Below are 13,556 nucleotides of genomic sequence, written 5' to 3'. Positions count from 1 at the left end.
GATGAATGGACTTTCGCTCACGCTATGGCGTGGGCTTAGTTTATTTGTGCATTGGGTATACCAGTACCTCCTTGACGGTAAGCTTGTAAGTCCCACGCTTCTTTATTTATAAACCCGCTCTTTGGGACTGAGAGTATAAAATCATAATTATGAAAAATAACACTACCTCTATCCTTCTCAATGTCTTAGCTTCATTTATTGCTTTGTTTTTTATAATCGGTGGAATAGGAATGTTAATAGAAGGAGAAACAGTAGCTGGGCTATTATTAATAGTCGCTTGTATTATTATATCTCCGTTAACCAAATTAATCCTAAAAACTATTAAGCGGGACACTGTAAAAATTATTAGAATCGTAGCGCCGATCATTCTATTTTTTATCGCTTCATTATTCTATAGCTTGGATTCAATGAAAGAATTCAAAGTAAAAGCAGATAAAAACAAGTTAGAAAAGCAAAAATTAGCACAATTAAAAGATTCCTTGAATTATAGTTTGTCTCAAAAAGATTTGAGCGTTTGTAAAATCATTACCGACATTTCTACCATCGAAAGCAACTGTATTAAAGAAGCGGATAAAAAATATCCTGACTTTGGGCAAAAACATAATGATTACACTTATGAATTGATAGAAAAAAGAACTAAGGAATATTTGGATCAAAAACAAATTGACAGTATTACCTATGATAACATAAGGCTTTTTATTATGGACTGCACCGAAGCAGAAAGACAAGCAAAGATCGCAGAAACAAAAAGAAAGAAGGCTCAACTTAGATCTCAAAGAGAAACTGTAGAAAAATGTCTGGAAGCAGCTTGCTCTATCGTTCCAGATAAAATCAAAGCGTCTTTACATAATCCAAAATCTTTCGAAAAGGTAAACTGTGAGTATTTAGGTAGTAAAGGAAATAACTTTTCTATTCGAATTACGTATAGAGGAGAAAATGCTTATGGAGCTATTAGAACAGAACAAGCAATAGCAACTGTAGAGATTGAAACTTGCGATTTGGTAAAGATTTCCCAATAATATATTTCGTATTCAACAGAATTTTAAACACCTCTAAAGGTGTGTGTTTTTATGATTTATCAATAAAATGGATAATTCCTGTACCTTTCTACACTCTGCAAAACGTAAGACAATATACTGGATCAACATTTGCCTATAATTCGTCATTTTCTGATACAGAAAGTAGTTAATTCAATTTTTTGATTTTTTTTTACTAAATTCAAACATAATTACCCCCCTTGTTCTATTCTGAAAAGATAGAGCAAGGGGTTTATAATTATTACTATATAACTAAACAACTAAAATGAAAAATCTTTTTTTACTATTACTTCTTTTTTCTAGTATTATTCTACGCTCCCAAGATGAAGCCCTAGCCAAACATGCTTCGTTTTTTGACTCTAGAATACCTGAGTTAAATGATTGGCTAAGCTCGAATAATATCCCTGATTCCCTTCTTCAAGCAAAAGGTATTGTAGTTGACGATAATGAACTAAGAGTTTTGATGGAAGTAAAAGACAAATCCAATTGGGCATCTTTAAATGAAAAAACCAAAACTATCAATGGAAAAAAATTTAATAAAGAGCTATTTGAAAAGATTACTTTTTTAATGGAAGTAGAGAAAACTCAATTAAATCTTGAAATTGAAGGAATTGACACTTTCATCACTTTAAAATCTAATGATTCATCGGTTGAGGAGGACTATATGGATAAAATGGGTGAAATTAGTGATAATCATAAAATTCCTATTGGCGATTTATCTAACATAAATCTTTCCGACAATACTACAAGTAAAATTCCTATAGATGAATTGAAAGAAAGGCTTGAGAAACATCTAAAAAAACATTTTGAAAAGTATAAAGCAAAATTTGAAGACTATCAATTCAAAACAATATCTAAATTAAATAATGAATTGATAATAAATATTAGTAATGTGGTTGACGTAATACTGGAGGAAGGTTACTTCGAATATATTAGAATTTATTTTGAATTTGAAGAACTGGAAAAGGATATTAATGTTAGTTATAGGATTGGGGCTAAATACGGTTCAGGAATTATCTGGTCTCCTAAAAATTCAGATTATAAGGATATGGATCCAAAATACATTGAAAATCTCAAGGACTTCAATCTGAAAATTAAAAACCTTATTAATGATATCTTAACAAAATAAAATGAATATTGATAAGCATCGTAGTTATATAGGAAAATTTGTAATCACTTCCAGTTTACTAATTTTTATTCTTGTTTTGATACTTTTTGCATTGAAAGGATTTACTCCCGAAGAGTTAAGCGAGATTTTAAAATATTTAGTTCCTATCAAAGCAGTTTATCTTACTGCATTAGTAAAATATGTAATTGCCAACAAAAAAGTCGAGGAAAAAAAAGAAGAACAAAACAATGTGGATTCTACTGAACTAGCAGCAAATGAAAAGCATCTAATTTCTCCATTATATAAAACCATGGCGAATTTATTTATCTATGGACATATTACTTTTTTAACAAGTTCAATAGTAATGGCTGCTTTTAATATAATCTCTTTCTCTTCTCTAACTTATTTCATTGCTATTATAGAAACTTTTTTTGGTGTTTATGTAGGGCTTATTATTAGCGATATGTTTAAAGTAGCTGAAAATGAATAGATACCATTATTCTATGAAGCCTAGTAAATCATAATTTAAATGATAAATAAGTTCAAAGACCTTAATAATTTTTCCAAAAAACATATCATATTATTGTTAGCCCTTTTTAGCTCTTTTTTTAATACAGCAAAAGGTCAAACTATAGATTTTTATACAAAACTTGAAACTCGGTTAAACAATCCAGTAAAAAACATAGCTATAAGTAAAAGTGGAAAGTATTTTGCAATCAGTTCTGGAAAAAAAATTGATTTCTATGATTCATCTAGTAAAAAACTAATTAATTCACTTGATACGAATAATAATCAGGAAATATATGATTTAACTTTTACCCAAAATGATAGCGTAGTATTTATATCCCATCTAAACAAACAGTATTTAAATCTTGTACATAATCAAAACAAAGAGTCTTATTTGTTTAACTGGTTTTCTTCAGACAAGAAAAAGACTTATTTAAATATGAGTACGATATTTCCAAATAATCATACCCCCTATTTTTGGATTATTGAAAACAAATTCAGACAATCAATAATTAATACAAAGGAAACTAATGGAAGTGTTCTTGTTAGTTTTAATTCTAATGGAAAGGTAAACAATTCAAAGAAAGAATTGTATCATCAATCGGTAAAAAATATACTAAGCAAAAACGACAAGTTATTGGCAATTTCATATGAACAAGGTCATACTCTAATAATTGATCCAATTTCTTTAAAAACTTTTGATTCTATACCTAAGTTATCCAAGTTAAACAAAAACCAAAACAACCCTATAAGTTTACTTGAGTTTTCTAAAGACGGAAACTTATTAGCTTTCAAATATAGTTATGGAAATATAGTATATATATATGATATCATTAAAAAGAAAATCCGCTTTCAATACAAAGCTATTGAAAACACAGGTTTAATAACATCAATTGCATTTAATGAAGCAACTCTTGCAATAGCACAAGGAAACTTTATAAAGATTTATGAAATAAATAATTTTAAAAAAATCTACGAAATAGCCATTCAGGACCACTTGCCCGAAGGTACTATTATTGATTATATCAATCAAATTAAGTTTATACCTAACAGCAGTGATTTAATAATCGGCGGATATGTTTATCATAATGGATTAGACCGATTTTCAAAATCTATAGTTTTCAATTATAAAAAGCATCAACTTTTTAAAAAAGACATTACAGTTAATAATAAAATTGTAGGTAATGAAAAAGAAAATATTCGCTCTGTCCAAACTCAACTATGGCATTATGATCAGCTTTATATTAATCCCAAAACTCTGTTAACAAAAGATACTTTCATTACCTATCAAGGAAAAAATATTAAGTTGTGGAACAAACGAACATTAAGACTGATTAAAAACATCAATCTCAACTATGAAATTGATAAAATAATTGTAAACGAAAGTGGTAAGTTCATTATCGCAATAACAGGATTATCACAAAATGAGAAAATATATGTTATTAACTTAAAAAGCAGCAAATTATATTCCATTTCCAAAAATGATGTTTACAATTTTGAATCATTTCATAATGAAATATCAACTTTAAACTCTAAGTACTTAATTACCTATAAAAATTATAAAGGGGGCCATGTATATAATCTATATGAGTCGAGATTCGAATCTTTCTTCAAATTTGACTTTGAAATACGAGATATCCTACCTAGAGCAATTAAATATAATGGTATTGAATGTAATTTTATTGTTAGCAGAAACAATGAGATAATTTTGTTTGACCCTCTTAAAAATCAAATACTCTATAAAAATGAATTTAAGAAACCTATTGAGAATATAAAAATTGACATTAATAATTTCATTTATGCTTATTCAGAAAATCGAATATTCGTTTATAATTCAAAAAAAGTAAATTTTGATCAAGTAATAACGTTAAATCGAAATGCTATAATTAAAGACTTAAATTCTATCAATTCAAATGAATTTTTGGTATCCTATCAAGATGAACTCGATCGAAAAATATCAATCGTATCTATTAACAATAATAGAGAAAAGATATTATCAAATTCCGAATATGTTTTAAGTACAGGGATAATTGACAAAAAAACATATTTTAAAATAAAAAAAGAAAAAATTAGTTTTTTAGATATTCAAGAAAATGAAGTTTTAGAAGAAATCTTAATATCTCCAAACGTAAAAGAAGATGCAATTTTAACAGATGTCCTAATATCTGCTAATACAAAAGAAAACTTACTACTTCGACAAAAATATCTCTCGTGCAATAATGAACTCATTGATCTAGAAAAATGTGAAACAATTGACATAGATGGTTTTTCAAATGTTAAATTTTTCAAGGAAAATCTTTTTATTACGTATAATCATTTTCTAGAGACTGATAATTTTAGTTTCAAAAACAGTAATATAGTTTGTTTCAATAAAGATGGAGAGATCATTAAAAAAGCTTCTACTCCAAACCCTGAAGACACATATTACCAAGGAAAGTTCATAATTTCACCAAACAATAAATATGGAATTTCAGAAGGTCTATCCAATGATTTATTAATTTGGGATTTAGAGAAATTTAAAGCTCTAAAACATATGAAAAACAAGGAAGTTTTGGAATGGATCAATAATGATGAAAAATTAATAATAAAAGAAAAAAACGAGCTTCAAATTTATGATTTAATTAAGGATGAATATAGTAAAATTCATTCTCCTCCTTCTTTGGCAAATATTTGTTTCAAACATAACGACTCTACACTTTTATTTGGTTATCAAAACATTAAAGAATTTAATTACACTAAAAACAAAACTTATAACCATACTTTTTATCATCCCCTACCCATTAATAAAGTACTCTACAGTGATAAATATGATTATCTAATAGTGGGATTATCTAATGGAGAAATATTTATATGGTCATTTAAAGATCAAAAGGTAATTAGCCGGCTATGGAAACATACTGACGAAATTATAGATTTACATATAGCAAAGAATAAATTGGTAAGCAGTAGTAAAGATCAATCAATTTGCATATGGAATTTAAACAACAAAAAATTACTAACACAATACTATGAGTTTAATAGTGGTAAACAGAAAGAATATGCATTTATTACTGACAAAAATTACTATAAAACTTCGAAAAACATTTCAAAGTTCCTTCATTTTGTAGAGGGTGAGAACACTTATCCATTTGAACAATTTGACCTTAAATACAATCGTCCAGATATCGTATTGAATGAACTAGGCATGTCTGATAGTTTACTCATTTCATCCTATAAAAATGCTTATTATAAACGTCTTGAAAAGATGAATTTTCAAGAAAATATGCTATTAGACAAATGGCATGTTCCAGAGATTGAAATTGTAAACTCTAAGGACATCTTTAAGGAATTTGGTCGAATTACCAATTCTCCGAATATTAAATTAGAACTAAAAGCCAATGATAGCATTTCCTTATTAAATAGGCTAAACATATGGGTCAATGATGTGCCAATCAATGGAATAAATGGTATATCACTGCAATCTGATAAAACGAATAGATTAATTAAAATGATAGACCTTGAACTATCTGAAGGTTCAAACAAGATTCAAGCATCTGTAATAAATCAAAATGGGGCCGAGAGCAACAAAGAAACTATAAATATCAAATATCAACCTGTAAAGAGTAAGAAACCAAATCTTTACATTGTCGGTATTGGAGTTTCAGAATATGTGAATTTTAATAATTTGAAAAATGTTGATAATGATATTAGAGGATTAGTAAGCTTATATAAAAGTGAAAAGAGTGATTATTTCAACAAAATTTATGTAGACACTATAATTAATTCTAATGCTAGAAAAGAGCAATTGCCTAGATTAAAGAAGTTTTTACAGCAGAGCGATGTCAATGATGTGGTTATTGTCTATTATTCAGGACATGGTAATTTCTCGAAAGACAAAAAGAATTATTATTTATTTACTCACGATATTGATGCTAAAAATATTTCAGACAAGGGTATTTTATATGATAGCATGGAGGATTTGATAGATAACATTCCTGCAAGGAAAAAGTTGCTTTTAATTAATGCGTGTAAATCTGGAGAATATGACGAAGATTTAAAAACACTGGAGATTACAAATGCTTTATTTTCTGATCTTAGGAGAAAATCAGGTGCGATGATAATTTCTTCCTCATCGAGTGATCAATTTTCATTTACCGGTTCAGAGAAATATAAAGATTTTAGTGCATTTGGTTATTCGCTGATAAATCTTTTGAAGCAAAACAAAACACTCACTGTTAATGATTTACAAAGTAAACTTTCTAAAGACGTTTCTCTACTTACTAGGAACAAACAAAAACCTAGTTTTCGAGGTATTAATTTAGAAATGGATTTTAGATTTTGGTAAACAATAGAAACTACTCTTTTATATTTTCCTGATAGAAATGAATTTTCCTTGTACCACAAATCACTTAGGAAAATAGAATATTATATACTGGATCAATCTCCAATTATGTTTTCTTATTTTCTGGTATAGAAAGTAGACTTACAAAGAAAAGATTTTATTTATTAAAGGATTAAGCTAAATTAGCAATGATTCTAATTAATCTTAACTCTCAACCAAGGTACGAATGAAAAGAAAGTTTACAGTCAATACTAGGCTTTTAAAAGATGTTATACCAAATCATATTACTACCTTTTCAGCATTTACTGAGCTAATAAATAACTCAATCCAAGCTAGAGCAAAAAATATCTGGATCGATATAGACTATTCTGACGAAAAAGAAGTTCACCCTCTATTAATTAAAAAAATTTCAATTGAAGATGATGGTATAGGAGTGCATAGTTCTGAATTAGAATATAAAACATTAGACATTGCTACAGGAAATAAAGAGGGAGGAAAAGGTATTGGTCGTTTCTGCGCTTTCCAAATAGGAAAAAAATTTATCATTGAAACAATTGGTTATGATCAGTCAGAAGGATTTTTTAGTAAATCTATCATTCCTCTATCAACTGAACAATTTTTTGAATTTGCTAAAGTTGGTGAAATAGATATAACTACAGATGAAAAAAAATTAAAAGGAGACAATCATAGAACAGGTTATAAAGTTACAATTGAAGATTTATATAATAATCAGGAAACCGAAAAAGGGAGAGATAGAAATAGAAAAATAACACAACAATTCTTAAAAGAAAATATAAAAGATGCTATTTTTGAAAGATACCCCTTAGACATTTTTAATAATAAGGTTAATTTCCATATAAACAAAGAGAAGCTTTTACCCGAAGAATTTCTTTTAGAGGAGCCAATAAAAAAAAGTCTAATTTACCTTGATAAAAAAGGTAAAAAAAACAAGGTCTTTTTCTCCTTTTTTAGATTAAAAAATATTGATGGGATTCGAGCTTTTCTAACAGTTAATAACGCAGGCATATATACGGTAGCAAATAGCTTTAAATTCGATGCAAATTGGCTAAGTCCAAAAATAGGTGGTTGGTACATTTATATGCAATCTGACGTACTTACACCAGATAATTACAGAAATATTGATTTAGATGGATTTGATGAAGAATTATCCAATTACAGATCTTTTCTAAAAAACACTTTAAATTCTTTTTTTAAAGAAAAAAATAAAGAATTTGATAATTTCACGGATAAGCTTAAGCATGATATTCATTATCCATATAAGGAAAAAGCAGCCTCTTCTCTATCAAAAGAGTTACTTTTTGATAAATTAGCATATATCGTAGAGGATAAGTATCATCTACTTAATAACCAAGAAAAATTACGCGAAATCATTTACCCCCTAATTGACAAAACTATAGCGAATGGAGAGTTAGAAGTTATTCTTAAAGAAATTCTCAAATTAGATAAGAAAACTATTAGTAAGTTTCACAACCTCTTAGAAAAAACTTAACTGGAGGACTTAATAGAATTTTCGGAAAAAGTTGCTTCAAAAAAAGAAGATCTAGAATTTATCGAAAAAATAGTTTACTCCGATATTTCAAATAGTATAAAAGAGAGAAAGCAACTTCATAAATATTTGGAGCACATGTTATGGATATTTGGCGAACAATATAACAATAACACAAACCTTTTATCTGATAAAAATTTAGAAAACAATTTGACTGAATTAAGAGATAAGTGTCTAAAATATAAGGTATCGAAAGATGAAGATAATATGGTAGCCTTAACAGACAAGAAAGTGAAGTCAATTACTGATTTATTCTTATATAGTGAAAAAATTGTTGACGAGGAAAAAAGAGAAATACTTATAGTAGAGCTTAAAGCTCCAAAAGTAAAAATTAGTCAAAAAGAACTTAATCAAGTAATGAAATATGCACAACAAATTGAAGATATAGGTATATTTCCTAATAGTATTAAATATAAAATCTTATTAGTAAGTTCTGACTTTAACAAATGGACGGAAAGAGAATTAAGAGGTAGAAAAAAAGAGTATAAGGGAGACAACCCTTATTTCTATTTTAAAAATGAGGATGAAAATATAGAAATATCTGTAATCCGTTGGTCAGATTTGTTCGAAAACACTAAACGAAAACTTAATTACCTCTCCGCTATATTAGAAACTAAAGATATTGATGTGGAGAGAAAAGCAAAAAGAGACTTTGAGAATATAGAGTTTAATAAAATAAAATCATCACTTAAAAAAGTGGCTGTCTAATAAATATGGTAGATATTAAAAAAGGACAAACAGATAAAAATGCTTCAAGTGAACTTCTGATCAATTTTTTCAAAAAACAAGGGGATTTAGAAGGCAAGTTATATATCGGTTACCCAATATTATATGCGGGAGGAGAAAATATTATTCTGGACGCACTTTGGATTTCTGAGAACAAAGGAATCATAATTTTTGATTTAATTGAAGGCTTGAATTTTGAAAACAGGGAACGTGTTAGAGATTCCTTATATAACAAAATTGAATCCGAACTAAAGCAATATGAAAGTTTGAATAAGGGTAGAAAGCTCTTGGTTGACATTGAGGTTATAACGTACGCACCCGCTTGTAGAGAAAAAGAAGTAATTGAAAAATACACATCGTTCAATGATAAAGACCTAATTCGAGAAATTGAGTCTGTTCCAGATTGGGATAACTCTTCTGAAGAGATTTTTAGAAAGGCTCTTTCAGTGATTCAATCTGTTATAAAAATAAAGACCCAAGTTGATAGAAGCTATGTCAAAAAAGATAATTCACGAGGTGCGATTGTAAAAAGATTAGAAGAAACTATTGCTAATTTAGACAATCAACAAGAAGAAGCCATCATTGAATATCACGATGGTTTACAAAGAATTAGAGGGCTAGCAGGATCTGGAAAAACTATCGTACTTGCTCTAAAAGCTGCCTATTTACATGCGATAAATCCAGATTGGAATATTATCGTAACATTTAATACCAGGTCCTTAAAAAACCAATTTAAAGAATTGATTGAATTATTTTGTATTCAAAAGATGGGAAGAAAACCCAATAAAGATAAAATAAGAATAATTCAAGCATGGGGAGGAAGTAGAAGTACAGGGGTCTATTATGAATTTTGTAAAGATAATGGTATTGAATATTTAGATGTTAGAGCTGCGAAACCCTTAGCTAATAAGCTTGGAACTCAACCCTTTGATGCTGTTTGTAAAAAAGCATTAGAATCTATAGAAAAATCAAAAATCAAACCTTCATACGATGTTATTTTAGTCGATGAAGCTCAAGATTTATCCGAATCGTTTCTGAACCTTTGTTTTGTACAATTGACTAAAAAGAAAAGATTGATATATGCTTACGATGAATTGCAAAAGTTAAATATTGGTTCTTCTCTTAGAAATCCGAATAAAATATTTGGTCAGGATGCAAGTGATATAATTTTAAAAAAATGTTATCGAAATTCGAGACCTGTACTTGTTACTGCACATGCACTTGGATTCGGTATATATCATAACAAAGGCTTAGTTCAATTCTTCGATCAACCTGCTCTATGGAATGATGTTGGTTACTTGGTGAAAGAAGGAGTTTTAAAAGCAAAGGAAAAAGTTACGTTAACAAGAGCAAATGAAGCAACTCATAAATTCTTAGAACAAGAAATTAATTTAGAAGACATTATACAGTTCAAAACCTTCACCTCAAAGCAGGCACAAGCAAAAGCTATTGCCGATGATATTGAAAAAAATCTAAAAAAAGAAGAGCTTCTTCATCGAGATATTATAGTTATAAACCCTTTGGCCTTAACCACTAAAAAAGAAGTTGCAATGATTAGAGCCTTATTAGATTCAAAGGGCATTAGAAGCCATATAGCTGGAGATGTTGATAAGGATGAATTTTATAGAGATAAATCAATAGCTTTTACGGGAATAAATAGAGCAAAAGGAAATGAAGTACCTTACGTCTATATAATGAATGGTCAGGATTGTTATTCTCATCCTATTATCCCCAATAGAGGATTAAGAGAACGAAGAAATATTTTATTTACTGCCATTACTAGAAGTAAGGCTTGGGTAAGAGTCTTTGGAGTAGGTAACTTTATGAACTTACTAGAAAAAGAATTCAATCTTATCAAAGAGAAAAAATTTGAATTGAGTTTCACTTATCCAACCCAAGAGGAAATAGATAAAATGAATGTGATAAGTCGTGATTTAACAATTACAGAAGAAATTCAATTAAAAACAGATATTGATTCTTTAAGTAATATAACTAATATTCTTCAACGGATAGATTCCGGAGAAAACCAAATTGAAGATTATCCAGAAGAAATGCAAGCTATATTAAAATTGCTCAAAAAATAATATGGCTATTGGATCAAAAATAGGGAATCAACTACGGAATATAAACAAATCATTAATAGAGACAAGCTTTCAAATTGATTATAATTTTGTTTCAAATAAATCGGGAGAGATTGTTTGGAGTGGTTATAAAGATATTTCATCCGCTTTAAAGAATTTATCCTATGAAGAAATCTATAGAGAATGTATCAAAGAAAGGGCTTTTAACTTTAAATTGATTGATGGGGCATTGCTTCAATTTATGTATTCTTGTAAACGTGATAGTATATTAAAGCACAGATTAGCCTTTTACCCTAATCCAGATGTTGAAAGATTTCAAGATAATCCAAGTGATTTTGAAGAAGTACACTTCGGCAAGGAATTATTTGCTGAAATTTATGAAAAAAAGGCTTTGATATTTCCTGTTAGATTCGATTTTGATATTGACGAAAAAAAATATGTAGAGCATGATCATTGTTATTCTCATCTTACATTGGGTAATTATAAGAATTGTCGGATACCTGTATCAAAGCCTATAACACCTTTTAAATTCGTTAGATTTATTCTAAAGAGCTTTTATTTCAATAGATACAAAGAATTTTATAATGAGAAAGATTTTGTTTGTGATATAAGGCTAGAAAGTCTATTATCAGAAAATGAAGCTAAGCAAATATATTTATCTTCATAAAGCTAATGGAGTAAATAATCAATCCTAAAATGTATCACATTTGTACCTTTGAAAGCATATACATTCCAAAAGTATTGAATTACTTACCATCTAACATTTTTGCTAATTTCTGTATTGGGAAGTAGTTCATCATTTTGTTTGATTTCATTTGATTTTAAATACCTGTAAATCAAATGAATGTTGATAACTCTTTTGTTTTTAGTTTCCTTTGGTTGGTCAATAATTGTAATTTCATTACACCTCATTTACACCTCAAAGCGTTTTTCTTAAGTGCCAGGTGTAAAATTTACACCTCGTATGAAATTACATCTTAGAAAGAAAAGACTTAAAAGTGGAAAAACGAGCCTTTATATCGAATACTATAAAGGACATAAATTGGATGCCAAAGGAAAGACTAAACACATTCGAGATTTTGAGTATCTCGAACTTTACCTTATTACTGACCCAAAAACAGCATCTGAAAAAAAGAAAAATAAAGAGCAATTACAATTGGCTGAGCAAATTCTGGCCATTCGGAAGGCAGAAGTCTATCAAGGCAAATATAAAATTCAGAATAATACCTTGGGCAAGACTCGTTTTCTAGATTTTTATGAGCAGAAGAAAGAAGAGCGTTACCAGACAAAAGGTAATTATGACAATTGGGATGCAGCACAAAAACATATTGAGCGCTACTGCTCCCCTACCTTTACTTTTAACGATGTTGATGTTGATTTCATTAAAGGTTTCAAGAAGCATCTAGATACGGTTGCCGTAACAAAGAGTAAAACCAAATTATCTCAAAATACTAAACACACCTATTTCAATAAGTTCAAAGCAGCGATGAGGGCAGCATTTGATGAAGGATATTTGAAAGAAAATCTAATTATTAAGGTTAAAGGATTTGCAATGGGGGAATCAAAAAGAGAGTATCTTACATCAGATGAGTTACGCAGGCTCTCAAAAACACCCTGCAAATATGAAGTTTTAAAACGTGCTTTTCTCTTTTCAGCTTTATCCGGTATTCGATGGTCTGACATTCATAAATTGACCTGGTCCGAAGTAAGAGACGAGGGAACCGATAATTCAGGCAATGAGATTTATCGGATTGTCTTTAAGCAAAAGAAAACAGAGGGTATGGAATATTTATACATATCAGAACAAGCAAGAAAACTATTGGGTAAACGTGGCAAATCAAAAGAAAGAGTATTCACTAATCTACGGTATAGCGCTCATATGAACCTTCAATTATTACGATGGTGTATGTTCGCTGGCATTACTAAACACATTACATTTCATTCAGCACGCCATACTAACGCGGTATTATTACTTGAAAACGGGGCAGATATCTATACCGTCTCCAAGCGTTTGGGACATAAAGAGATTAGAACTACAGAAATTTATGCCAAAATTATCGATGAAAAAATGAAAGAAGCTGCAAATCTGGTTCCGTCTTTAGAATTGGATACAATAGACCTAAGCAGTTAAACAATTTCTGTTAATCGGTTGCGTTGCATAGTGCTCAATCTACGATATTTTTTCAGTTTTTAACATTTAGGTGGTATT

The 13,556-nt window shown here is 29.1% G+C and carries 9 protein-coding genes; all 9 read left to right on the top strand.

Features of this window, described 5'->3' with window-relative positions:
• Positions 1 to 149: 149 nt before the first annotated feature.
• The 9 genes from J8281_RS16620 (at position 150) to J8281_RS16580 (ending at position 13,478) form a co-directional block, all read left to right on the top strand.
• Positions 150 to 1,019 (top strand): hypothetical protein, encoded by an 870-nt coding sequence (locus J8281_RS16620; RefSeq protein ID WP_210198779.1) that lies wholly within the window; start codon positions 150 to 152, stop codon positions 1,017 to 1,019.
• Between the two features lie 283 nt (positions 1,020 to 1,302).
• Complete coding sequence (locus J8281_RS16615; RefSeq protein ID WP_210198778.1) at positions 1,303 to 2,166, top strand: hypothetical protein; 864 nt, start codon at positions 1,303 to 1,305, stop codon at positions 2,164 to 2,166.
• Position 2,167: 1 nt separating this feature from the next.
• Positions 2,168 to 2,635 carry a hypothetical protein gene (locus J8281_RS16610; RefSeq protein ID WP_210198777.1) on the top strand — a complete coding sequence of 156 codons (468 nt, stop codon included), beginning with the start codon at positions 2,168 to 2,170 and terminating at the stop codon, positions 2,633 to 2,635.
• Between the two features lie 39 nt (positions 2,636 to 2,674).
• Complete coding sequence (locus tag J8281_RS16605) at positions 2,675 to 6,976, top strand: caspase family protein (protein WP_210198776.1); 4,302 nt, start codon at positions 2,675 to 2,677, stop codon at positions 6,974 to 6,976.
• Between the two features lie 223 nt (positions 6,977 to 7,199).
• The gene (locus J8281_RS16600; RefSeq protein WP_210198775.1) at positions 7,200 to 8,483 is read left to right on the top strand and encodes an ATP-binding protein; all 1,284 of its coding nucleotides are present in this window, start codon (positions 7,200 to 7,202) and stop codon (positions 8,481 to 8,483) included.
• A gap of 135 nt (positions 8,484 to 8,618) precedes the next feature.
• On the top strand, positions 8,619 to 9,248 hold the full coding sequence (locus J8281_RS16595) for a type I restriction enzyme HsdR N-terminal domain-containing protein (RefSeq protein WP_210198774.1): 630 nt from the start codon (positions 8,619 to 8,621) through the stop codon (positions 9,246 to 9,248).
• Between the two features lie 5 nt (positions 9,249 to 9,253).
• Positions 9,254 to 11,350: a DEAD/DEAH box helicase gene (locus J8281_RS16590; protein ID WP_210198773.1), complete on the top strand. Its 2,097-nt coding sequence runs from the start codon at positions 9,254 to 9,256 to the stop codon at positions 11,348 to 11,350.
• A 1-nt stretch (position 11,351) separates the two neighbouring features.
• Positions 11,352 to 12,014, top strand: a complete 663-nt coding sequence (locus J8281_RS16585) for a DUF2290 domain-containing protein (protein WP_210198772.1) — start codon at positions 11,352 to 11,354, stop codon at positions 12,012 to 12,014.
• 297 nt (positions 12,015 to 12,311) lie between these two features.
• Positions 12,312 to 13,478: a site-specific integrase gene (locus tag J8281_RS16580; protein WP_210198771.1), complete on the top strand. Its 1,167-nt coding sequence runs from the start codon at positions 12,312 to 12,314 to the stop codon at positions 13,476 to 13,478.
• Positions 13,479 to 13,556 lie beyond the last annotated feature (78 nt).

Source organism: Aquimarina sp. U1-2, from assembly GCF_017897595.1.
Taxonomy (GTDB): Bacteria; Bacteroidota; Bacteroidia; order Flavobacteriales; family Flavobacteriaceae; genus Aquimarina.
Note: the sequence above shows the minus strand (reverse complement) of the source record. Positions and strands in the feature narration are given on the sequence as shown.

Coding starts and splice junctions, on each gene's coding strand:
- J8281_RS16620 (WP_210198779.1), top strand. CDS start 150: ATGAAAAATAACACTACCTCTATCCTTCTCAATGTCTTAGCTTCATTT.
- J8281_RS16615 (WP_210198778.1), top strand. CDS start 1,303: ATGAAAAATCTTTTTTTACTATTACTTCTTTTTTCTAGTATTATTCTA.
- J8281_RS16610 (WP_210198777.1), top strand. CDS start 2,168: ATGAATATTGATAAGCATCGTAGTTATATAGGAAAATTTGTAATCACT.
- J8281_RS16605 (WP_210198776.1), top strand. CDS start 2,675: ATGATAAATAAGTTCAAAGACCTTAATAATTTTTCCAAAAAACATATC.
- J8281_RS16600 (WP_210198775.1), top strand. CDS start 7,200: ATGAAAAGAAAGTTTACAGTCAATACTAGGCTTTTAAAAGATGTTATA.
- J8281_RS16595 (WP_210198774.1), top strand. CDS start 8,619: ATGTTATGGATATTTGGCGAACAATATAACAATAACACAAACCTTTTA.
- J8281_RS16590 (WP_210198773.1), top strand. CDS start 9,254: ATGGTAGATATTAAAAAAGGACAAACAGATAAAAATGCTTCAAGTGAA.
- J8281_RS16585 (WP_210198772.1), top strand. CDS start 11,352: ATGGCTATTGGATCAAAAATAGGGAATCAACTACGGAATATAAACAAA.
- J8281_RS16580 (WP_210198771.1), top strand. CDS start 12,312: ATGAAATTACATCTTAGAAAGAAAAGACTTAAAAGTGGAAAAACGAGC.